The sequence below is a fragment of the Streptomyces sp. enrichment culture genome (assembly GCF_964272895.1).
GTDB lineage: Bacteria > Actinomycetota > Actinomycetes > Streptomycetales > Streptomycetaceae > Streptomyces.
Genome location: NZ_OZ186832.1, coordinates 7,510,779 through 7,533,301 on the forward strand (window position 1 = coordinate 7,510,779; position 22,523 = coordinate 7,533,301).

A 22,523-nucleotide genomic window follows, 5' to 3' on the forward strand; every position below is an offset into this window, starting at 1 on the left:
CCTTGAACACGCGGAATGTGCCTGGACGTGGACGGTGAGCCCCGCATGTGGAGACCGCGACCAAGCGACAGGGGATCCGGTGCAAGCCCAGGTCCGGTCAAGCAACAGTTGTCCGGAGCCGATTCACGACGGCACCTCCGCCCGCCCATCCGTCCGGGCCTGCTCGGCTTCGGCGTCCAGCCGCTCGACGCGTGTCTCGCTCTTGATGAGGACATCGGCGTGAGACGCCCCGTGGTGGTCGAGCATCAGCGTCTCACGCCCAGGCCGGCTCAGCCCTTCCGGGCCGCCTTCAAGGTGTCCCGCAGCGCGTAGAAGGCGGGCTTGCGGACGAAGTCGTCGGTCATGACGTTCGCGAAGCCCTCGCCCTCGAAGAACACCGGCACCCACGAGTACTTGTCGGTGAAGCCCCAGATGGTGAAGGAGTCACAGCCGTCGACGGCCAGGCACGCGGACAGCGCCCGCTGGTAGTACTCGGCCTGCCGGCGCTGCTGCGCCTCGGTGGGCACCCCGCCCTCCGGCACGTCCATACGGACGTCCAGTTCGGTGATGGCCGTCTCCAGACCGAGCGCGTCGAACCGCCGCAGGTTGGCCTCCAGGTCGCCCGGGAAGCCGTAGCGCGTGCTCAGGTGGGCCTGCGCGGAGAAGCCGTGCACCGGCACGCCCTGCTTGAGCAGGTCCTGGACGAGGGCGTGGTAGGCGTTGCTCTTCGTGTTGACGCTCTCGACGTTGTAGTCGTTGAGGAACAGTTTCGCCTCGGGGTCGGCCTCGTGCGCCCAGCGGAAGGCGTCGGCGACGATGCCGGGGCCCAACTCGCGGATCCAGATGTTGTCCTGGGTGCGCAGTCTGCCCTGGTCGTCGAAGATCTCGTTGGCGACGTCCCATTGCTGGATCCGGCCGGCGTAACGGCCGACGACGGTGGTGATGTGCTCGCGCAGGATCCCGCGCAACTCCTCCTTGGAGAAGTCGCCCTGCTCCAGCCACTGCGGGTTCTGGCTGTGCCACAGCAGGGTGTGGCCGCGCACGACCTGGCCGTGCTTCTCGGCGAACGCGACGATGGCGTCGGCCGCCCCGAAGTCGTAGCGGTCACGCTCGGGGTGGATGAACTCCCACTTCATCTGGTTCTCGGGGGAGACCGAGTTGAACTGCCGGCCCAGGATCCTCCGGTACTCCTTGTCGTGGGTGAACGGGTCCGGGTAGTCCTGCTCCAGGTGGTGACCACCGCCCGCGACGGCGGTGCCCACGAAGAAGCCCTCGGGAGCGGCCGAACGGAGCCGGTCGGGCTGGGCGTCGGAGTGGGGCGCGGCCGCGATGAGGGGGAGCGACAGTGCGGCCGTGGCGAGGGCCGCGATGGCGGAGCGAACGGGTCTCATGAGGAGTCTCATTCCGTCGTCTCGAAGTCCGGGAGGTTCGAGAGATTCGAAAGTTTCGAAGCAATATCCGAAACATTAGGTGAGGCGGACACTAAAGTCCGGGCAGACGGCCCGTCAATATCCGTGCACGGATAGGTGGAGGGGAGGGGGCTCGCCTACCGGCGGCGGTACACCAGCCGCCCCGCGACGACCGTGGCCACGCAGGTGGCGGCGCCCTGCCGGACGAGGGACGCGCGGTCGGGGACGTCGAAGACGGCGAAGCGGGCCGGGGCGCCCGGCGCGAGGGCCGGCAGCAGGATCAGCGGCGTCGGGGAGAGCGACGGCGGGCCGGGCAGGGACGGCGGGCGCCTGCCGACGGCGGCGAGCCCCGTGCGGCGTACCGCGTCCAGGGCGGCCCGATCACTTTGTGAAGATCCCCGCCTGTGCGGGGCAGTCATGGGCGGGGCAGATCGGCCAGCAGTGAACGCGTCGCTGTCACGTTCCCTGACGGCATGAAGATAGCCACGCACCTCCGCCAAGTTGAGCTCCGCTTCTCTGACTGCCGCGTCGTCTTGAGCCACCAATTCCCTGAACTGCTCTGCAGTCTCTTAGAACCACTGACGATGCCCCATGTCGGACAAACGAATGAATTGACAGCTGGCAACGGCCGCCCGTCTCTGCAACAGGTGCCAGCGATCAGCGACCTCGAGGGCGTTGGGGGTGCTTCCTTGACCGCCGTGGCGTAGGCGGTGGCCCGGTCCCGGCAGATGATCTCGGCTCCGGGATGCTCGGTGAGCCAGGCCGCGAACGTTTCGGACGTGCGTTCGGGCAGTACGTCCACGCCCCGGCCGGCCTCGACGTCGACCAGCACGGTGCCGTAGGTGCAGCCCTTGCGGAAGGCGAACTCGTCCACCCCCAGCACCCGCGGGGCACGGTCCGGCACTGTCGGCGCCGTCAGCAGTCTGAGCAGCCGTGTCCGGCCCGCGGTCAGCCGCAGGCGGTGGCACATCCGCGCGGCCGGACGTCCGCCGAGTTCGATCGCGATCGACCGCAGCCATCCTGTCAGCCCGGTGCTGGGGCGGCCGTGCCGTTCGGGCAGGCCCGGCACCTGCTCGACGAACGCCTTGCGGGAACAGCTCTTCCGGTCGCAGAAGTACCGGTGGCCCCGCAGCCGGACCATGACCCGGCGGGATCCCAACGGCCTTTCACCCAGTGCCCGTTGATATGTGCTGTGTACGCGCATCGCCTGTTTCCGGCAGTCCGGGCATCGGCCCGGGTGAGTGGTGGACACCGCCTCCACCACCAGGACGTCGGAGGAGTACCTGACGCGCTCTACTCGCACATCGATCCCGGGAAACAGCACAGACTCGACCGTCTTGCTCGCCATGGCAGGAGACACTCTGCCGAAACGATCCCTCGTTCCCCTTGCTGACCTGGAGATGCACGGAACTGCGGACAGAGCCGTTCTCAAGAAATCCCCATCAGCACTGACCTTCGCGGGACGCCAGCGCCGAGCCGCGCACGGGGTTGGGCCCGGCTTCACCGTGTGATCCGGGACGGGTTGGGAGTCCGGGGAGCTGGACTGGTCCCGCTGTGTGATCGACTCGGTGAGTGTTCACGCCGCGAAAAGGGGTTGCTGAGGGGGCTGAATCCGATCGATCGCGGTAAGAACGGATCGAAGTTCCACTGATCACGGGCCGGAACGACCTGCCACTATCCTTGGGTATCTCGGCCGCCGGCCTTCACGACAGCCAGGCTCTGAAGTCACTGATCTGCGGACTCCCTCCAGACCGTTCCCGCCGTAGCCCTCGTCGACGCGAACCCGCTGGCAAGGGGTATGACTACGCTCGCCTGCGGCGATGGCTCCGAGAGCGGAACATCACCCCTCGCATCGCACGCAAGGGCACCGAATCGTCGAACTGTCTCGGCCTGCACCGCCGCTACGGGCGCGAGTCCGAAGGACCTCCTGGTCTTCGTCGGCATGGCAGCAGCTCTCATTGGACTTCGCCGCCTAGCAACTGAAGTGTGAGATCAGTCCGTCAGCGGGGTCAGGGGGTCCGGTCGGGACAACGCCTCGGACAGCGGCAGCCCCTCCCTTGCCGCAACCATCCGACGTACCCGCAGCTCGGCCCGCGTCCGAGGGCGGTACTTGGGCTCTTTGCCACAGCCACAGACCGACAGTCCCTCGTAGCGCAACCCTTCACGCAACACCGCAGCCACCACAGACCAACTGCGGACATCACGCCTGGGCGGCGGAGCGAAGTCATGGCCAGCGCAAATGAGGGGCTTAGAACAGTTCGGGCACAGGTGCTCACGCTGCGGACAGGCATGCTGCTTGAAGCTGACACGGCACGAGACGCACGCGTAGTGCAGCCTGTAGCAGGTCATGGCGTAGAGGCACACCCAGTCACCGTACCGAGCAGTCCTTCAAGCCGACCACCCGTTTCGAGCGGCCGGCAGCCCGCCGTCAGAAACGGTGCCTGAACGGCCAGGCGAACCCATGCGGTCACAGCACGAGCGAGGCAGAGCGCGCCCGGCACGTACCCGCCCCTACGCGTTCGACCAGCCCCGCTCGCAGAGCACGAGCCGGTAACCGTCCGGGTCCTCGATCGTGACACCCCATCGGTTCCAGTACGGGTTCGGGGACGGTACCTGCTTGCCGCCGTGCTGCTGCAGACGGGTGACGAGGTCGTCGGGCACCGGGCCGTCGACGTAGATCACGAGCAGATCCTCCTCGGTGGGCCGGGGCTCGACGGGCCCGGAAGGCTCGTGGACCAGCTCCAGATGCCAGTCGGCGTCCGGCCAGCCCAGCATCAGCAGGTCGTGCCCACCGGGTTCCGGCCCGCTCTCGGCCCGCCACACCACACCGAGTCCCAGCCCCTGCACCCAGAATCGCTCGGCCACCGCCAGGTCCCGGGACGGCCGGGCGATGCGGATGTGGCTATGACCGTTGACGGGCATCGTGACCTCTTCCTCAGCTGCCGATCCTGCCCGGCAGCTTAGGGATGAGGCTCGCGCGCGACCATCGGCCGATCGGCCCGGACCTCTGGTCCTAGTCCTGTGACCGGAAACCTGCTGGGCGTCGCGCGGCGGTCAATCCTTCCGTGCGCAGAACTAGTGGGGCTCTCGCATGAGGTTGGTTCCGTCAGCACCTGGCGGGCGCCGCATGCTGAGCCGCCACTTGCGCCAGCGCCTCTGCACTGATGAGCCGCTACCGGCCCACGGGTGTTCACCGGTTGGCAGCAAGCGGGACCGGGCAGGCATGGCGGCGGCTGCATGACGCCTCCAGCGCTCGTTCAACTACGCGTTCCAGTTATCCCACCTGCAGCGCGAGGGGCCGGGCGGCGCACAAGCTCCTGGAGCAGATACCGCAGGAGTGGAGGCCAGCGGCGAACTCGTCAGCGCGCTGTATGGCGTACGGCTGGCCCGCTGGCTGGCGCACGCCCTGGCCACCACCCAGGCCGCCCCTCCCGCCGACACAGCCGAGCTCACCCACGTCGCCCACGGTCGCGGCGACACCCCCTCCTGGGAGGGCCTGACGGCAGTCGCCGGGACCGCCCGTCGGCAGCTGTGGCGCGAGTACCGCCGGCATGCAGCACGGAGCGTGTGGTGGCGGAGATGCTTCCGGATCGCGTGGGATGAATACGCGCGGTCTGCGAGGACGGCGTCCGGCCGAGCCCTCGGTCTCCCAGGGCCGGTGCGCGGACCTGATGCTTGCCCTGGCGTTCTGGAAGCCGGCGCGTCACCGGCCTGGCTTCTGGCCACGTGGGTGGCCAGAGGCCCCGCAGGGCGGGAAGGCGCTGCAGGTGATTAGGGGTGCTGTTCCTCTGACAGAACCATGGCGAGACCCGAGCTGACGGGACGTTCCTCGTTGACAAGCATGAGGCGGTTTGCGGCCCAGGTATCGAGCCGGTCGCACGCCCAAGCAGGGTCATACGCTGCCGTGGGCAGCTGGGGTATGCGCTTTCGACCGGTGCCGTCGAGCCGGTAGGGAACCTCGAAGGCCGTGTTCCAGCCGTTCAGGTTCGAGGAAAAGCGCCTTTCCGCTTCTACGGGACTGATGCCCAGGTACTGGGCGATCTCGGTCCAGGAGCTGCCTCGCTCGCGTTCGTAGATCACGGCCGAGACCAGGGTACGTTCCGCGAGTTCGAGGAGCTGGAATGCCTGGCTGACCCGGCCCCCGGGTCCAGTGTCCGGGTCGTTCCCGGTGGCCACCAGGCCAGCGGCGCCATCGGCGACGTCCACGGCGTGATCGCAGAGGACCAGGCGTGCCAGCGCCTGGCGAGTGAATCGGGCACGGTCGGCGTCATAAGGGGTGGTCTCAGTCACCCGCCCAGCATCCCAGGCTGTTTCCGCATCGAGTACGCGACTGCCGTCGTGGGCAGCGCTCTGCTTGTCGGCTTAGACGGTGTCTCGATTGGTAATCGGGGCGGGGTCACAATTCGCGCCACTTACCGAGCTCGCCAGGCGTCCCGGTATGGATGAAGTTGCGAATGATGGCCCAGGCGCGATCGACAGCCACGACGCAGTCGCCACTGAACGCAGCCATGTCGTCCATGATCGGCACTTGTACGACCGCATCCGCTGCGGCGGTGCCATCGCCGACGACCCGTTTCGTGTCCTGGCCGTCTCGTCGGCGGTTGGTCCGGGTATGGAGCTGCTGAGCCGGTGACCGGCGACTACTCGGACGATCCCGTCTTCCCGTTCTGACTGCGGCGGAGGCGCGGGAGGCGGTCGGCTATCTGCGGCTGCTGGAGACGCTGGACGTCACGCCGCGCGGCCGGGCGGCCGGTCACCTGGCCGCGGATCTGGCGCAGCGGATCCCGGCGGAGTGGGGCGCGGGTCAGTCCAGGACGCCGAGGTCGGTGTCCGGGCGGCAGATCGCACAGGCCGGTACCTGCCGGCTGCCGAGGAGCCGGAGCGCCTCTTCGCGGTCGAGCGGTTTGGTGTGGCTGCTCGCCATGCTGCACCCGCTGAGGTGGACCCGGTCCACGACTGGGCGTCCGCCCTCGCGCAAGTAGGACACCACCCACTCGACCTTGCGCAGCTCCCGCGCGCCACGCACACCGCCTGCCTGTGCGCAGAAGTCACGCCGTGCTGCTGGTGGCCCGTTCGGCGGCCTTGGGCGCGCTTGGGCCGGGCAGTGGTGCGAGCGTGGAGGAAGTTGGCGGTGCTGGTGCTGTGATGCGGGTTGGAGCACGGTGATGGCTCGGGCGATCTGGACAGGTGTGATTACCTTCGGGCTCGTGACCATGCCCGTCGGCCTCTACACGGCGACCGAGGGTCACACGGTCCACTTCCACCAGCTGCAGCGCGGCACCTCCGACCGGATCCGCAACAAGCGGGTCAACGAGCGCACCGGCGACGAGGTCGGCACCAGGGACATCGTCAAAGGGTTCGAGATCGACGAGGGCCAGTACGTCGTCGTGGAGCCCGACGAACTCGATGAGATCGCGCCGGGCCGCTCCCGGAGCATCGACATCACCGACTTCGTCGACCTCGACCGGATCGAGCCGGTGTACTTCGACCGCACCTACTACATCGCTCCCCGCGGCAAGGAATACACCAAGATCTACGAACTGCTGCGCGCCGCCCTCGCGGAGGCGGACAAGGTCGGCATCGCCACCTTCGTCATGCGCAACAAGCAGTACCTGACCGCGCTGCGCGCGGAGGACAAGGTGCTAGTGCTGCAGACGCTGCACTGGGCGGATGAGGTCCGTGACCCGCTTCAGGAGCTGCCGGAGCTGCCCTCGGGGCGGGCGGGCCGCGGCAAACAGCTGGACATGGCGCTGCAGCTGGTCGACGCGCTCAGCTCCGACTGGGATCCGTCCCGTTACCACGACACCTACCAGGAGAAGGTGCGCGAGCTGGTCAGGGCCAAGGCCGAGGGCCTGGAGATCGCGGCGGCCGAGGAACCGCCGGAGGCGACCAACGTGATCGACCTGATGAAGGTCCTCGAGGGCAGCCTGCAGGCCGCCCGCTCCGGCCGCGATGCCAAGGAGCCGGCCACCGAGGGCAAGGGGAGGGCCGCGTCACGGAAGGCGGCTGCCCGGTCGACGGCGGGCAACGCGAAGACGCCGGCGCACAAGGCGCCTCCGAGGAAGGCCGGAGCAGCCCGTGCCCGCAGCAGCGGTACCGGCGGCAAGAGGGAGCTGCAGAAGCTCAGCAAGGCGGAGCTGTACCAGCGGGCGACCGAGCAGGACCTTCCCGGCCGGTCGAAGATGAGCCGCGAGGAACTCGTCGAGGCCCTCGCTCGCAGCGGCCGTCGCCGCAAGAAGACTGCCGCCTGAGGCGGGACTGCGCTCCCACGACCGCCCCGGCCCGGCGTGGTCGTCGTCCGATGGCGGTACCGCAGATGGAAGAGCGCTGGCCGAACGCTGGAAGACCGCCCGTCCGGCCGGACCGCCGACGCCCCGCCCACGCCGGCCGAGGACCTCCCGCGGGTCCTGGTTGTCCTGACGACGGTGGATGGCCGCGTCACGTACCGCGGCACGGAGGTGTGAACGCTCGCGGAGGACAGGGCGCCGCGCGGAGAGGAGACTGGAGTGGTAGGTAGGCGATCGGCCGAGGAGCGGCGATGTCTGCGTTCGATCCCACTCTGATCTGCACACGGATGATGCCTCATTCATCCACCACCCGATGGGTCCGGCTGACCGATCCTCCCTCCGGAAACATGTCGCTCGACGTCCAAGGCGTCAAACCACTCGTCTCGGTAGGTGAGATAGTCGTCTCCGAGACCTATTGGCGGCCCCTGACGGCCGACGAGATCCAGGAACTGCCCGAGGACCAGCAGGACGACCCGGCCCAGCACGTCGTCCAGGACACCCGGGTCGTCGTCAGAGGCCATGGTGCGCAGTCCGTGCCCGTGGAGCCTGATCAGGACGTCGACATCGAACTCCTGTGTGAGTACACGTCCGGCGACGGAGCCGAGAAGTGGCATGTGGGGCGCCTCGTCGCCCACCTGCCCGGCCCTGCGACCAGTGAGCTGCCGCTGTACTTCGCGGTCGGCGGCGACGGCGTGGAACCGCACGTCTCGGAGGAGCAGCTGAGTATCTGGCTCGACCCGGGCCAGGAGAGAAACCCCTCCTTCTCGATCGACAGCGCTCCGTCCGACGCCGATGTACGCGCCTGTCTCATCGGCGGTGAGCGGACCATCCGCTCCTCGGAGATCCTTGTCGAGAAGGAGCAACAGCTCACCTATGAAGAGGCCCTGCGTCTCGGGCTGCTCGACGGCATGACCGAGGACGAGCTGGACGTGGTGCGGGAGAACGGCCTCAGCCACATGGTGCAAATCGCGCACGCCACGGGCTCAGACCCGGTTCGGGTGTCGTGGGGGAACCAGGTCAGGGTGAACATCGCATGCCGGGCTCCGGAGAACGGCGGGGGCGTCGAGCGGGCACACGTGGCGCTGGTCGCCCCGCAGTGGAAACCCGTCATCGTCCCCGTCACCGCGGTGGTCCAGAGTGTGTCCGTCTCCTTGGACAAGGACAGGTTCACCCTCGCCCGGGCCGCGCGTGCGGGGCTCGATGTCACCGTGTCCTCGGGGCTCGGCACCGCGGGATACGTGATGTTCGAGCTCTGGGGAGGCGACGACGTCGTGAGCCTGCCGCCGCCGGCGCCTCTGGGCTACGGGCCCCAGGCGAAGGTCCGCACGTGGATCCCGATGTCCGTCTCTCCCACCGCGCCCCTGGGCCCGGCCGACCTCCGGCTGGTGGCGCTGTTCAGCGCCGGAGGCGCGGAGGACGCCCTCACGACCACCTTGGACTTTCGCGTCACGGTCGTCCCGAGCGCGACTGAAGTGCGGGTGATGCCGACCGCCATCGGCGTACCCACAGGATCGTCCGGCCTGCTGACGGTCGCCGTGCTCTCCGGTGGAGGCTCCAAGGAGGTCGAGCTGGCCCCCGGTCCGCTGCCGCCGGGCGTGCGAGTGGAGTCGGCGACACTGTCTCTGGGCCCCACCGACACCGAGGTGCAGCGTGTACTCCGCATCGACGTCGATCCGGACAACGCCCGTCTCGTGTCCGGGCAGCCCGTGGAGATCCGCTGGAAGGCCAGCCACGGCCAGAGCGGGACCGAGGTGTTCCGGCTGACCGTCCTTCAGCGGCCCGAGTCGAGGACGTTCTCGCAACCGATCGTCACTCCGGCCGGTGTCCCGCTTGCCGGGCGCGCCGAATTCGTGATCAACAGTGACGGATCGGCGCGGTTCAAAGGATTCATGCGGGCCACAGGACTCTTCTCGTACAAGTTCACCGTCCGGGCCGTCCTGCAGTCGCGCAGCCGCACCGTGGTGCTCATCCACCAGAAGTCGGGCCGGGTGTACGGAACCGACACACCCGGCCCGCGTCAGTTCGACTGGGACGAGGACGTGAGCGCTCAGGTCATCGCCGACCTGTGGCCCGACTTCCGGGCGGGTTCGATCGCGGTGAGCCGCAGCTCGGACATGATCGGTCTGATCGGCGGCGGCGCGGAGCTGATCGGCGATGTACTGGAATTCGCGGTCGTGTCCTCGCTGCTCCTCCCCTTCGGGCCCGCCGGCCAGTGCCTGGCCGGCCTGGCCTTCGTCGGCAGCGAGATCGGCGACATCGCCGACACCTCGATCATCGGACCGGGAGGTCTGGTCGGTGTCCTGGTGGCCGGTGGCGTCGCCTTCCTCGTCAGTCCCACCCTGATCATTCCGGCCTTCGTCGGAGGAGCGCTCATCGGAGAGGGTCTCGTGGGACACCGAGAACTCGAACCGCCGGAGAGGGCTGAAGCCGAGCAGGTCTTCGGGGACACCTTGCCGTGGGACCGCATCCGGCTCACCGATCTATCAGGGCCCGGAGGAAGTCCGGTGACGCTGCCCTCCTACGACGACACCATCCTCGTCAACCTGGGCGACGGGTTCGACAGCCCGCTGAACTGGTCCCCTCCGCCGACGGCGCTGCCTTTCACCGTGAAGCCCGGACAGGTGTTCATCCACGAACTCACGCACGCCTGGCAGATCGCACACAAGTCCTTCAAGCTCGAGTACTTCTGGAAGGGCGCGGTGGACCTGTTCAGCGGCTTCACGAGTGCCGTCGGCGGCGGCAACCTCCACACCGCCTACTACTACGGGCCCGCCGGAGAGCCGTGGCGGCACTACGGGCTGGAGGAGCAGGCGTCCATCGTCGACGAATGGTGGGCGGGAACGACGGACAGGTCGTCCGGACAGTTTGCCCCAGGCTTCACACGATCGAAGAAATCCGAACAGGATCCCTACTTCCGCTACATCTCCGAGAACCTACGCATGGACGAACCCCTGTGACCATGGCCGGGGACACCGCTCAAGGACAGGAGGTCGCGGGACGGGCCCGTGGGCCATACCGAACGCGGGGCCCGGCTCCCATGCTGCGATGTGCTGGGGTGTCAGTGGAGTGGTGTCGGTGACGCTATGTCAGGCCGGTGCGTTGTCGCTGGTCGGGTGTTGAGGAAGGGCATGGTGCATGTCGTGGGGCCTGGCGAGGCCCAGACGACCATCGCGCGCCGTCGGTAGCCAGCCCTCAGGCCGCTGTTGCACCACCGCGTTGCAGCGCCTGAACGCATGAGACCCCGGGCCCTTCGGCAGGCCCAGGATCTTGTGGGGTGGGAGCGGTCAGAGGTTGTCCCAGTAGCTCTCCCGATCGGAGGGCGGCCATAACCGCTCGATGGAGCAGCAGGTGCAGTTCCCGCCCTCGTACAGCTCCTCAGCTCAGTGGTCGAGACTGATGGTGAAGTCGGCGATCCGTGGCGCCACCTCGCTAGCGATGGGGTGGGCGACTTCGACGATTGTGGCCGGTGTCGGTGATGGGCGGCGGGTGTAGCGCAGTACGGGTACGCCGGAACCAGGATGACGAGTCCCTCAGCACCGGGCACCGCGTTCCACGAGGTCAGCCACTCTGAGGGCTCAGCACCCCCTGTGGTTGCGGTCACACGTCTTGTGCGTCTGCGCAGCGGAGCCTTGGGCGGGGGCGCGCGAGGCTGCGGGTACGGCGAGGGGCGGCCGACTCACTGCCAGGCGACCGGCCGCCCCTCACCCCCATCAGTCCGTTCGCAGACCAGGGGAGACCTTCATGTTCGCAGAGCTGTTCGTCCTGCTGTACGTCGCGCACCTGACGGCCGACTACCCGTTTAACGCGGCAAAGGCCGTGTCCACCATCCGAAGTGTCTCGGTCCGTTCGCGCTCGCGCCGTAGCTCCGGTCTCCCGTCGCAGGGGGGCCGTGTCGCGGTCGTCCAGCCTCGCGGTCTCGCCTCGCGATTCGCTCTTGTGGGTGGTCGCTGATGAACTCCATCGGCCAGCTCGTCACCTTGGCAACGTTCGGCTCGGTGTGGGCCGTGCTCTCCGTCGGACACAACCTCGCGGACCACGTGATCGGGCAGACCGACCACCAGGCCGGGAACAAGGCGGCGCCGTCGCCGGCCGAGGTTGCCGATGGTGTGAGCCCGCGGCGGGGTTGGGGTGCCTGCCTGGCCCACGTCGCCCAGTACCACGTCGTTATGGCAGTCATACTGGGCCTGGCCTGGGCTGTTCTCCCGCTCCAGCTGTCCTGGCCCGGGCTCGTGGCGGGGCTGGCCGTGTCGGTTTTGACCCATGCCTTCTTTGATCGCCGGTGGCCGGTCCGCTGGCTCCTGGAGCACATCGGCTCCAAGGGGTTCGCCGAGCTGAAGACAGCCGGGATGAACGGCATGTATCTCGCTGACCAGGCACTTCATCAGACTGCACTGTTGGTCTCCGCTCTGCTGATCGCGGTCGTGTGACATTAGTGGCGGGGCAGGGGGACGACGCTTCCGGCGTCGTCCCCCTGCTCGTTGTCGCGAGCGGGGCCGCCGTGCGTACGGGCGAACGTACTCAGCTCGCGGCGGAGACGCTCCAGCTCGTCGTCCTTCGCGGCGAGGACCGACAGCAGTCGGCGGTGCTGCTGCTTGAAGAGGGTCAACTCGGTGTTGGTGCGGGCGAGTTTGCTGGTCAGCCGCTGATTCAGGTCCCGCAGCCGGCCGATGCGGGCCGCGCGGGGGTCGGGCTGGTGCCCGGCCGTCCAGGCCGCGGCCCGTCGCTGCTCGAACTCGTTCTTGAGGTGGCCCCAGGTCCGGTAAAGGGCCGCGCGGGAGATCCCGGCCTCGCGGGCGAGCGTCTTGACGTCGCAGGCCCCGCCCTCGGGGATCTGCCCGGCCAGTAGGCGGTCGACGGCGGCGCGGATGCGCCGCTCGGCCTGATCACGCTGGGGCTGGCTGAGTGCCATGTTATCCGGCTTTTCCGGCTGCCTTGTCGATCTCTTCGAGGACGCGCATCGAGCGTTCGTGCTCGGCCTGCAGGCGCTTCTTCTCCCCGGCCGGGACGCGCGGGCTGGCCAGTAGGACGGCGCCGTTGTCGGCCGCGGCCTGCCAGACGGGCCGGTGGCCGAGGTGATGGGTGGCCTGCGGGTAGCGGGCGCTGTCGCAGAGCCCGCTCAGCGGGCCCGCCACCCCCTTCGCGCCGGCGAGCTTGAGACACAGCGCCTTCGCTGGGTCCTCGAACCAGCAGTAATTCGCCGTGGCCAGGTGCAGCACCGACGCCTTCTGCTTCAAAAGCAGCTCGATCTGCCGGTCGGTGACAACCTTCGCCGGGCCCGGCTCGTGATCCTCCAACTCCTCCTCGACGGACCGGAAGAAGGCCAGCAGAGCATCCGCTTCGGGGCCGGCGGGAAGCTGACCCTGCTGGAACTGGTGGAAGGCATCGACGGTCCGTGCCCGCTTCTCCGCGTCCTCCGCGGTCTTCCACTCCTGATGGAAGACCGCCTGGGCTCCTCCGGGCCGGGCTAATGGTGGAGTCGGGTATTGGAACTGCTGGAATGCCTTCACAGCGGAAGCCTACGAACATGGCCAATCCGGACTGGAGTAGCCCTGATGGGCTGGCATCGGCTTCATCCGGTGGGCTACGTTGTGTAGCCATGACTACCCGGACGGCGTTGCGCCACACACGGATTGGTGTCCCGGTGCTCTTCTGAGCGCCGTGCGGGCCGGTGGTGGCCCTCTGTTGGATCGAGGATCCGGCGCTGCTGCGCGGGCTCCGCCTCCTGTCGTGTTGATCGCAGCTCGACACGTCAACCACGACAGGAGAACTCATGCCCACCAAGATGCTGCAGATTTCCACCGCGGACGGCCAGGCCGACGCGTTCGCCGCTTTCCCTGACGGTGGCGGGCGGCACCCGGGGGTGCTGATGTACGCGGACGGCTTCGGCATCCGGCCCGTGCTGCGGGAGATGGCTCACGAACTGGCCGGGCACGGGTTCTACGTGCTCGTCCCCAACCTCTTCTACCGGCACGGCCCGGCACCTGTGATCGAGCTTCCCGAGCACATCGGAGAAGAGGCCCGGCCCGCGGTCTTCGCCCAGCTGATGCCCATGATCGAGGCGCACACCACAGAACGTGTTCTGAGCGACGCCGACGCCTATCTCAAGTTCCTCACCGCTCAGCCCGAGGTCAGCGCCGGACCGGTCGCCGTGACCGGCTACTGCATCGGCGGCCTCCTGGCGACGCGCACCGCCGCGGCCCACCCCGGCCAGGTGGCCGCCCTGGCCGCATTTCACGGCCCGGTGGGAGTCGACGGCCCCGACGGCCTCTCCAAGCTCACCGCCGAGGTCCACTTCGGCCACGCCGAGAGCGACTTGACGCCCGAGACCCTCGGCGAGCTCAACCAGGCCCTGGACGCGGCGGGTGTCGGTTACACCTCCGAGGTCTACCCCGGCACCGTCCACGGCTTCACCATGTCCGACACCGATGCCTTCAACCCCGCTGCGCTGCAGCTTCACTGGGATCGCCTGCTGCACCTTCTCAGCCGCACCCTGACCAAGAGCTGAGGCTCCGGCCCGGAAATCAAGCCCGAGGTACACGTCTTCGGAGTTCTGGCGATGTTTCGGAGTCGGTGGAGGGCGGGCGTCGCCCGCCCTCCACCGAGGGGTCCTTGAGGCAGAGCCGGCCCGTCCGACGGGCGAGCTGTGGTAGGCACGGCTGATGATCAGCCGACTCCCTCTCGAGTAGCAACTTGAGTCCCTTCGCGTGGTGCTGCCCCGTAACGACATGTTGACGGAGGTCTTGTCGCGGTCGGCGACGCTGGAGCTGCCTGGGTGGTATGTGACGGCTGGCTGCCTGTTCCAGACCGTGTGGAACGTCGTCATGGGCAGGCCGCCGACGAACGGCATCAAGGACTACGACCTCTTCTACTTTGACAGCGACGACCTGTCCTGGGAGGCCGAAGACACGGTGATCAAGACCGGACGCAACGTCTTCGCCCGCCCTGCTCGTCCAAGAGCGCGACGCCCGCTGAGGCCGGCAGTTCCTTGGGCCGAACTTGCCGAGCGGGGGGCGTACGGAAGTCGTCTGCGTTCGCGCAGGCCTCGACTGGCCCTCTTGACCACAGGCCAGTCCGTCGTCGGGGTCAAATTGGGAGCCAAGCCGTAGGGCAAGCTCGTGTCGTTGCCGTTCCGGCGCCCGGCGCGACCCCGGGCCTGGGTTGCTAATGAAGTCCTGGGGCTGGCAGGTCTCGCCCGCGGCGGCGGGCTGCGGCGAGGAGGCGAGCGCGGTCTCGGTGACCGCCAGGGTGTGCCCCGCGCGCAGACGGGCCGCGGTTGGATCACAGATGCGCCGGGGCGGCCGCCGCCCCCGCAGCTCCGGCCACTCATCGCGATCCGCACGCCGTACTCGGTGGGAAACGACGCCCGCAACCGGCCGGCCGGCTGCGTGACCCGCTCCACCAACTGCTCCGCGCGCAGCTTGGCCAGCCAGCGCCGCGTCTGCTCGATCCGCACGTCGTGCGCCAGCACCCGGCGCATCTGCTCGGCGCTCGCCATGCGGTATTGCACCAGTACCGCCAGCGCGAGCCGGTCTCCACCGCCTCCTCCGACATACGCCGCCCTGCGTCCCCCGTCCTGAACACCGCGCCGCACTTCCGGACACCGCGCACAGGGGATCAACGGCAGCAGCTGGCCCTGACCGGACCACCGACCACCGGATCCCGAACGCGGTCACGAAGCGACAACACCGCCGACAACCCCTCCGTGAAGGGGGCCGGCAACCCGGCCGACAGGGCGCCGTCCTTCTCCGCCTGGGCGTCACGAAGCGGCAGGTCGCCATGAGGTTCCGGGCGTGGTCGGGTGGCCGACATCCCCTGTATGCCCCCTCGCCCGCCCCCCTGGAGAAGAGACAGGCGGGGAAGGGACGGGCCGCGGTTGTCGGACAGGGGATCGCCGCGGCCGTCCTGGACGAGAGCGCCGGCGCGAGGGCGAGCGCCGCGGCCCTGCTGTGGATCGGCGCCACGCATTCGGTGATCGATCGCCGTTGGCCGGTCCGCTGGTGGATGGAGTTCGGTCCGCGATTCAAACAGACGGGACGACTCGGCGACGGCGGTGTCACCACCGTGCCGCTCTACTCCGCCGAGGACATCGCCCTGGTGCCGGCCTCCCGTCCGACCACGGGCTGGCACGCGGTCCACGCCGTCCCCCAGGCCGCCACTGCCCGTGGCGGTAGGCTCGTCCGCCACGGCGGGCCCTACACCGCCCCCACAACCGCATGCATCTGCGCCCGGCAGACCTGCGGCGGCATCATCCCCACCCCGTACTGCGCCGACCACGGCATCGCCGTGGAGCCGGCGCTGGAGTGGCACCCCGCCGACGGCATCCGCTGCACCGACCTCACACGCTGAGCACAGGCACGCCCAGCCGGGACTCCCGGAGGGTGTACGTCACGGACTCCACCGGGCGCAGGCACCTGCGCGGGCCTGCGCCAGCATCGGCTTCCGCTCGGCCGCAGCGCGCGGGTGATCCTGCCGCGGCCTGCGTGCCTGCCCCGAACCGCGGCGCGTCGGCGACGGTGATGTCGTGGCGCATCCGGGCGAGGCGCACCGGGTGCCGCCACGCGCCTCGTTCCTGGGCGGTGTCGACCATGATCTCGGCGACCAGCAGCGGCTCGACCAGGTGCTTCCGGGCACACTGAACACCGGCGGCCGGCTCTAGCGCTCGTACTCGTCTCTCGAATATCGGCAGACCAGCAGCTCGAGGCTGGATCACTGTCCTGCGGCGCAGGGCCAGGTGATCTAGCCTAGATGTACCGCTCCATGGCAATGCCGCCAGGGAGGGAGTGATCATGGAACGGGCTGTGGTCCTCATCGGGGTACGTCGCTCAGGAAACCTGCCCGAGCTGCAGGCGGTCGGCCAGGGGATCGAGGCCATGCGCGGCTGGGCGGTCCAGCAGGGCATCCCCACTGAGCTCATCACCACTCTCTCCGACATCGATAATCAGCCCGTGTGCCTCCGTGACATCTTCCAGGCCGTGCGCGCCTACGCCGACCGGGGCACGGTGGAGCAACTCGTCGTGTACTTCAGCGGACACGGAATCTTCCACAACAGCAGCGAGTACTGGCTGCTGTCGGAAGCCCCGGAAAACGGAAATGAGGCAGTCAACGTCGATCTCAGCAGGCGTCACGCCGAAAGGTGCGGGATTCCCCACGTCGTCTTGATTGGCGACGCCTGCCGCACGCCGCCAAGCGGATTCCTCCACAGTCAGGTGACCGGAGGCACCTCGTTTCCCAACCGCCCCCCTGGCCTACATCGTACGTCCGTGGACGTCTTCTATGCTTGTCGGCCCGGTGAGGCAGCAAGTGAAGTCGCGGATACGGCGGCGCAGACAGGCGCGGGCTACCGAGCCGTGTACACAGACGTTCTCGCCGACGCGCTGCAAGGTCGCTACCCCAGCGTCCTCGAGCGCGAGACGGACATGGAGGCGGCCGTCGCCCGCCTCCTGGGGAACAGCCTGGATGCCGAGTCCCACGTCACTCTGGTGCGTCCGCACCGTCTGCGAGACGAGTTGCCGCTCCTCCTGTCGCAGCGGATCAGCCAGCTCAAGGCCCTCCACTCGGTCACGCAGTGGCCCGACGGCCACGTGACCTCCCCGCAAGACGCCTGGTTGTCGCGATTCGAGCTCCCGCCGGCTGGGCCCCCCGCTCCTCCTCCGCCTCTTCCTCAACCGGGCGGAGGAACAGGCGGCCAGTACGAGCGCATCGTGGCCCTGGAGTCCAGGCCGCGATTCTCCCAGAGGGATCCCGCACCCAGCGCTTCTGCCAGCGCAGCCATCCGCCTCTCCGAGCAGCGGCTGGCAAGCGAGGCGGCACGGGATGCCGGGGCCGTGCTCGAGGTGGTGGGTTCCAGAGTGGGGGCCGTGTACACGGCCGTGGGGCGGCAGAAGCAGGCCGAAGCCAACATCGTTCGGATGCCTCGGGAGCTTATGAAGCCGGAGCCTGGTGTCGTCGTGCTGGCCGATGGCCGCAGTACGGTGATCCCGCTGTTTCCCGGCCTGGTCGGCAAGCTCACCGTGGAGCAGGACAGGATCGCCGACCTGGGGTACAGCTCGCTCTCGACGCCAGAGGACCCGCGGTACAGCAGCTTTCGGGCCGAGATCGCAGCTGCGTCGCGGTTTGGGATCGCCTGGTGGGAGTACGCATCGCCCGAGGCATTGTTCGACCGCTTCGTGGAGCAAGGGGCGCGCGATCCCTCCCTCGCCGTCTACCTCGCCTACGCCCTGGCGGACATGGGTCACCGCGACGCGGTCCCGTCGCTGCTCGGCCTCCATCCACACCTCACCCGCTTCCTTCCTGACCCGTGGCTGGTCCTGGGAGAACAGCCGCCACCAACCACGATCCCGATGCCCCTGCTGACCCGCGGCTGGGCACAGTTGGACCCTCCTGGCCCTGAGCAAGGCCTCCCGGTACCAGATCCGTCGCACTGGACGCTGTTCCCGGCGGCGGAGCTGCCCCGCCTGCGCCGCCTCCTGATCAGAAAGGCGTAGCTGATGCGCAGACTCATTCTTATCCATGGGCGTTCTCAGCAGAACAAGGCCCCAGAGGAGCTGAAGAAGCAGTGGATGGAAGCCCTACACGAGGGGCTACGCAAGGCGGGGCGCGACGTCACCATTCCGGGCGACAAGATCAGTTTCCCCTACTTCGGTGACACCCTCTTCCCGCTTTCCGAGGACCCAAATGCGCCGGCTCCAGAACTCATCGTCAGGGGGGCTGAGACCGACTCGCTTGAGCAGGTCTTCGTCACCGACTTCCTGCGTGACGTGGTCAAACAGCTGGATATCTCGGACGCCTACATCAGGGGCGCGGCGGACGATCCCAGCGTCATCCACCGCGACGTCCAGAATTGGCCCTGGGTGCTGGCCGTGCTCCGGGTCCTGGACAGGATGCCCGGCCTTGGCGCGGTGAGCCTCGCGCTGGTTACCCGGGATGTCTACCAGTACCTCGACAAAGGCGGCATCCAGCGGATCATCGAAAACGGCGTGGCGCAGGCGTTCCGTCCAGACGAAGAGACTGTCGTGGTAGGGCACTCGCTCGGCTCGGTCATCGCCTACAAACTCCTCGTCGAAGAAGGCAGGAAATCAGGCTGGAGGGTTCCCACGCTCATCACTGTCGGTTCACCGCTCGCCGTGCGCACAGTGGCTACCAAACTGAGCCCGGTCGCGTGGCCGGACTGCGTTGGCTCCTGGTTCAATGCCTACGACCCCCGGGACACGGTGTCCCTGTTCCCCCTCATGCCGGACCGGTTCAAGGTCACATCCATCGAAAACGCCACGGTCGAGAACCGTACCCCCAACCGCCACGGCATCACCGGCTACCTCGGACACCGTGCGGTGGCGGAACGCATCCATGACGCCTTGATTGCCTGACCGCGAACGCCTGCCGCGCCCGGTCGGCGCACGGACTCCCGGCATGGGAGTTGAGGGAGTCCGCTGTATGGGCAGGGTGGTCGGCATGGCAAACGTTGACGAGCGGGACGCTGGCCGCGAAGGCCCCGAACGTGGCGTGGGCACCGGGCGGCCACCCTGGCAACGGTTCCTACACGCGATCAGGCCTGGGGGATCTTCCGCCTGCCCGATGTAGCCCGAACCGTATGACGTCATTCGTCAAGCCGTCCTCAACCTGGAACAGTTACGCTGAAGAAGCTCACTGAAAGCCGACTAAGCCTCGTACGATGACGTGGGATTGTCGAAACGGTCGGGGGCGAGCGGCCATGAAGGTTCAGCCAACTCAGCAGGTCGAGCGGGCTGGTGTGCCTGGATCGATCACCTGGTCACAAGCGAACTGGGATGGTTGTTCAGGGAGCAGGCCACGGCGGATATGGGAATCGACGCTCACCTGGAACTCGTCAACGATGCTACTCGGGAAGCCACTGGGCACTCATAGGTGTGCAGATTAAGTTAGGAAACAGCTACTTCCGGAACCCCACTGACGACGGCTGGTGGTTCTCGTGCGACGTTGACCATGTGTCGTACTGGCTCGGGCACTCGCTTCCAGTTCTTGTCAGCCTCTGCGACCTAGAAACAAAGCGCATCTCCTGGCAGCACGTCAGTGAGCAAACAGTGGTTCACACCGGTAAGGGGGGCGAAAATCATGTGACCAGGAGCCAGGAACTGACAAAGAAGTCGACAGCGGTTCTCCGCCCGCTTGCCCGCTCATCGGCGGAAGTGCCGGTCATGGCCGCATGGCTCACCTCGCAGGTTGAGCCGCCCCAGCAGGACGCCTTCTACATGCACTTGCTGTCGGCCCGCTTGTACGCGAGGTCGCCAGCCACGCGGCCAACCGGTCTTGGTCCTCCTCGGTGTTCGCCCGGAACCCGTAGGCCGCCCGGATCTCCATGCGGTGCCGCTTGATCCGGTCGCCCTGCCAGTCGTAGGCGCCCCACGCCTCCGCGGGGACCTTCACCTGCTGGGCCACGTACTCCACCGCGGCGGCCGGTATCTCCCCGGCCGACTCCGGGAACCGCGCCTCCACCTCGAAGAACTTCAGCAACAACGAGAACCCGAGCCGGGTCGCCCCGGACTTGTTCCGCACCCGCTTCATGTCGTCTTCGAGTAGCGTCCAGACCTCAATCAGGTCCTCCGGCTCCCAGTCCTGCCGCACCTGCGCCCCTCCCGCGATCACTCGTTCAGCTCAACGAGACGACCGACGAGGAGAAACGACGACCCGAGTCGTTACGCAGGGCTACACGCCACCTGACCGTAGCTATATCAGAACGGGGCCGCAGCCAGCGCTCCGCCGGAGAATGATGGACCCGGCGGCCACTCGAGCCGCGGCAGAGCAGCCCAGGATCCCCCATGCCAACACGTACTCCAGGGCGATGCCCTGCATGCATCGGACCCCGCCAGGCCGCCGTGCTGCAGGACACCGTCGGCCTGCTCGCCGCCGTCGCGCGCGGTCGATCTCCTTGCTGCCGACGTATCCGCCCTGGAGGCACGCCGCTATCGTCGCGCCCCAGTTGAAGCTAGCGTGCCGGTATCGGATCTGACCGGATCTGGTCAGGGAGGGGATCCGTCGAGTGGTAGCTCGAACCAGACGACTTTTCCGCCGACCAGCCGGCTGATCCCCCACCGCTTGGCTGTTTGGATAAGGAGGCGCGGGACGCCGCCGCGTGGCGTGTCTCGGGTCTCCATGCGGCGCGGTATTTCTGTCGATCGGTCCTGCACTTCGCATCGCAGTACATGTGTGCGCATAAGCCGCAGCTCGATGGGCTCGGCAATGGTTGGGGTCGCCTCCACGGCCTTGCTGATCAGTTCGCTGATCAGTTGTTCAGCCACGTCCGACAGATTTCTTAGACCCCACCTGTCCAGTGTCTGACGGGTGAGCTGCCTGCCTTCGTGCGGTGCCTTGTGTGTGTGCCCGAGGGACCACTGGGCCACATCACTCGCCGTGAGGCCCTCGAAGCGGGCTGCGAGCAGTGCGATGTCGTCCTCCCGGTCACCTGGGCCGAGCACACACAGGGTCTCGTCACAAAGAGCCTCCAGGGGCGGCGGGAAGTCGGGCGCAGTGAGACGCGCCGTCGCGGCCAGTCGCTCGCGGAGCTGTTCGATGCCCGTCCAAATATCCCTGAGTCTGGACTCGACCAAGCCGTCGGTGTAGAGGATCAATGTCGAGCCAGCAGGTGCTCCCAGTTCCACGGCTTCGAAGTCGACGCCCCCTACCCCGATAGGGGCGCTAGGCGGCACCCGCAGGACTTCGGCCCTACCGCCCTGGTGCAGCATCAGCGGCGGCGGGTTGCCAGCGTTAGCGATGGTGATGCGGTGTGCGACCGGGTCGTAGACGCAGTACATGCAGGTCGCGATGCGATCAATGCCCAGGCGCTGAGCCTGTTCGTCGAGATGGTGCAGGACCTCCTGCGGAGGCAGGTCGAGGCCGGCCAAGGTCTGGGCGGTGGTGCGTAACTGACCCATGATCGCTGCGGATGTCATGGAGTGACCCATGACATCTCCGACGACGAGCGCGACGCGGCTGCCCGGTAGCGGGATCGCGTCGTACCAGTCGCCGCCCACACGAGCTGTCTCGGCAGCGGGCAGATAACGCGAGGCCAGCCGCACGCCGGGCACGCGAGGCAGGCTCTCGGGCAGCATGCTGCGCTGAAGCTGGTCCGCGGCATACGCTTCGCGGCCGTAGAGCACAGCCTTGTCGATGCCCAGGGCAGCCTGCGTGGCCAGCTGCGCAGCAACCTGAAGATCGTCCGGTTCGAAAGCCACCCGGTCAGAGCTCCGCAGGAAGACGGCAGCCCCGACAACTCTGCGACGTCCCCGCAGCGGCGCCATCAGAGACCGTGAGCCGGGAGGTGGCCCGTTGAAACTGTCGCCGATCAGCTCAGAAAGGGCAGCATGATGCGCCAGGTCACCGAAAACCGGGCGCACGCCCCGGAGAACCTCGGAGAGCATGCCGCCGGGGCGCACGGCGCATACGTCCGACGGCCTGGCAAATCTATCGTCGCCCCCGACAGCGAAGTAGTCCCACGGCAGCTCGACGGACATCGGCAGGCCCGGCCCTTGGTCGATCCGCCGCAGCCGCAGCAGCACCGGACCCAACGGACGTTCGTCTCCGATCGGCAACGGATCACGCAGATAGACCAGGACCGAATCCGCGAACGCAGGCACCGTCGCGCGGCACAGCGCGAGCACGATCTCGTCCAGATCAATACCCCGCGAGATCCGGCGGGCAGCTGCGCCGACGAACCGCATCCGGTCATCGCCCCCGTGAACAACAAGGCCGGTCCCCGCTGACTGAGGGTTGTTCCCAGTTGTTCCGAACAACCCACCCCGGGACGACGGCGAGCCCGCCTTGGCTCCGCTTACGTGCACGATGCGGCCCGGAACGGCTTCGGCACCCACCGCGCGGT

At 67.9% G+C, this 22,523-nt stretch carries 19 protein-coding genes and 4 pseudogenes; 11 read left to right on the forward strand and 12 right to left on the reverse strand.

What is annotated here, in order from left to right; genetic code table 11:
• Positions 1–123: 123 nt before the first annotated feature.
• From ACSU6M_RS33455 to ACSU6M_RS33470, 4 genes and pseudogenes are all read right to left on the reverse strand, one after another.
• Positions 124–246: a hypothetical protein gene (locus tag ACSU6M_RS33455; protein WP_437074900.1), complete on the reverse strand. Its 123-nt coding sequence runs from the start codon at positions 244–246 to the stop codon at positions 124–126.
• A 23-nt stretch (positions 247–269) separates the two neighbouring features.
• The gene (locus ACSU6M_RS33460) at positions 270–1,370 is read right to left on the reverse strand and encodes an endo-1,4-beta-xylanase (protein WP_437074902.1); all 1,101 of its coding nucleotides are present in this window, start codon (positions 1,368–1,370) and stop codon (positions 270–272) included.
• 155 nt (positions 1,371–1,525) lie between these two features.
• Positions 1,526–1,768, reverse strand: a pseudogene (locus tag ACSU6M_RS33465) (hypothetical protein); the annotation flags it as partial.
• 35 nt (positions 1,769–1,803) lie between these two features.
• Positions 1,804–2,736: a transposase gene (locus tag ACSU6M_RS33470; protein ID WP_437074903.1), complete on the reverse strand. Its 933-nt coding sequence runs from the start codon at positions 2,734–2,736 to the stop codon at positions 1,804–1,806.
• Positions 2,737–2,862: 126 nt separating this feature from the next.
• Here ACSU6M_RS33470 and ACSU6M_RS33475 point away from each other — a divergent pair.
• Positions 2,863–3,378, forward strand: a pseudogene (locus ACSU6M_RS33475) (IS5/IS1182 family transposase); the annotation flags it as partial.
• A gap of 521 nt (positions 3,379–3,899) precedes the next feature.
• On the opposite strand, the gene ACSU6M_RS33480 reads toward ACSU6M_RS33475, so the two are convergent.
• The 4 genes and pseudogenes from ACSU6M_RS33480 to ACSU6M_RS33495 form a co-directional block, all read right to left on the reverse strand.
• Positions 3,900–4,310 carry a VOC family protein gene (locus ACSU6M_RS33480; protein WP_437074904.1) on the reverse strand — a complete coding sequence of 137 codons (411 nt, stop codon included), beginning with the start codon at positions 4,308–4,310 and terminating at the stop codon, positions 3,900–3,902.
• 633 nt (positions 4,311–4,943) lie between these two features.
• Positions 4,944–5,129 (reverse strand): annotated as a pseudogene (locus tag ACSU6M_RS33485) (IS5/IS1182 family transposase); the annotation flags it as partial.
• A gap of 30 nt (positions 5,130–5,159) precedes the next feature.
• Positions 5,160–5,678, reverse strand: coding sequence for a hypothetical protein (locus ACSU6M_RS33490; protein ID WP_437074906.1), 519 nt, complete (start codon positions 5,676–5,678; stop codon positions 5,160–5,162).
• A 514-nt stretch (positions 5,679–6,192) separates the two neighbouring features.
• Positions 6,193–6,414 (reverse strand): DUF6233 domain-containing protein, encoded by a 222-nt coding sequence (locus ACSU6M_RS33495; RefSeq protein ID WP_437074908.1) that lies wholly within the window; start codon positions 6,412–6,414, stop codon positions 6,193–6,195.
• A gap of 139 nt (positions 6,415–6,553) precedes the next feature.
• Between ACSU6M_RS33495 and ACSU6M_RS33500 the strand changes: the two genes are divergently transcribed.
• The 3 genes from ACSU6M_RS33500 to ACSU6M_RS33510 all read left to right on the forward strand — a co-directional run bounded on the left by ACSU6M_RS33500 (position 6,554) and on the right by ACSU6M_RS33510 (position 12,102).
• Positions 6,554–7,639: a Ku protein gene (locus ACSU6M_RS33500; RefSeq protein ID WP_437074909.1), complete on the forward strand. Its 1,086-nt coding sequence runs from the start codon at positions 6,554–6,556 to the stop codon at positions 7,637–7,639.
• Positions 7,640–8,022: 383 nt separating this feature from the next.
• Entirely contained in the window at positions 8,023–10,632 is a 2,610-nt protein-coding gene (locus ACSU6M_RS33505; protein WP_437074911.1) for a hypothetical protein, read from the forward strand.
• A 993-nt stretch (positions 10,633–11,625) separates the two neighbouring features.
• Positions 11,626–12,102 carry a DUF3307 domain-containing protein gene (locus ACSU6M_RS33510; protein WP_437074913.1) on the forward strand — a complete coding sequence of 159 codons (477 nt, stop codon included), beginning with the start codon at positions 11,626–11,628 and terminating at the stop codon, positions 12,100–12,102.
• A gap of 2 nt (positions 12,103–12,104) precedes the next feature.
• Here ACSU6M_RS33510 and ACSU6M_RS33515 read toward each other — a convergent pair whose 3' ends face one another.
• Both ACSU6M_RS33515 and ACSU6M_RS33520 read right to left on the reverse strand, forming a co-directional pair.
• Positions 12,105–12,584, reverse strand: a complete 480-nt coding sequence (locus ACSU6M_RS33515) for a hypothetical protein (protein ID WP_437074915.1) — start codon at positions 12,582–12,584, stop codon at positions 12,105–12,107.
• 1 nt (position 12,585) lies between these two features.
• Positions 12,586–13,182: a hypothetical protein gene (locus ACSU6M_RS33520; protein WP_437074917.1), complete on the reverse strand. Its 597-nt coding sequence runs from the start codon at positions 13,180–13,182 to the stop codon at positions 12,586–12,588.
• Between the two features lie 263 nt (positions 13,183–13,445).
• Here ACSU6M_RS33520 and ACSU6M_RS33525 point away from each other — a divergent pair, with 263 nt between their 5' ends.
• The 7 genes and pseudogenes from ACSU6M_RS33525 to ACSU6M_RS33555 all read left to right on the forward strand — a co-directional run.
• Positions 13,446–14,180, forward strand: coding sequence for a dienelactone hydrolase family protein (locus ACSU6M_RS33525; RefSeq protein ID WP_437074918.1), 735 nt, complete (start codon positions 13,446–13,448; stop codon positions 14,178–14,180).
• A gap of 199 nt (positions 14,181–14,379) precedes the next feature.
• Positions 14,380–14,781 (forward strand): nucleotidyltransferase family protein, encoded by a 402-nt coding sequence (locus ACSU6M_RS33530; protein WP_437074920.1) that lies wholly within the window; start codon positions 14,380–14,382, stop codon positions 14,779–14,781.
• Positions 14,782–15,643: 862 nt separating this feature from the next.
• Positions 15,644–16,021, forward strand: coding sequence for a hypothetical protein (locus ACSU6M_RS33535; RefSeq protein WP_437074922.1), 378 nt, complete (start codon positions 15,644–15,646; stop codon positions 16,019–16,021).
• 175 nt (positions 16,022–16,196) lie between these two features.
• On the forward strand, positions 16,197–16,331 hold the full coding sequence (locus ACSU6M_RS33540) for a hypothetical protein (protein WP_437074923.1): 135 nt from the start codon (positions 16,197–16,199) through the stop codon (positions 16,329–16,331).
• 130 nt (positions 16,332–16,461) lie between these two features.
• Positions 16,462–18,159: a hypothetical protein gene (locus tag ACSU6M_RS33545; protein ID WP_437074925.1), complete on the forward strand. Its 1,698-nt coding sequence runs from the start codon at positions 16,462–16,464 to the stop codon at positions 18,157–18,159.
• A gap of 3 nt (positions 18,160–18,162) precedes the next feature.
• Entirely contained in the window at positions 18,163–19,038 is an 876-nt protein-coding gene (locus ACSU6M_RS33550; RefSeq protein WP_437074926.1) for a hypothetical protein, read from the forward strand.
• Between the two features lie 310 nt (positions 19,039–19,348).
• A pseudogene (locus ACSU6M_RS33555) lies at positions 19,349–19,800 on the forward strand (DUF4365 domain-containing protein); the annotation flags it as partial.
• A 58-nt stretch (positions 19,801–19,858) separates the two neighbouring features.
• Here the strand turns inward: ACSU6M_RS33555 and ACSU6M_RS33560 are convergent.
• Entirely contained in the window at positions 19,859–20,272 is a 414-nt protein-coding gene (locus tag ACSU6M_RS33560; protein ID WP_437074928.1) for a DUF4158 domain-containing protein, read from the reverse strand.
• 395 nt (positions 20,273–20,667) lie between these two features.
• Complete coding sequence (locus ACSU6M_RS33565) at positions 20,668–22,515, reverse strand: SpoIIE family protein phosphatase (RefSeq protein WP_437075458.1); 1,848 nt, start codon at positions 22,513–22,515, stop codon at positions 20,668–20,670.
• Positions 22,516–22,523 lie beyond the last annotated feature (8 nt).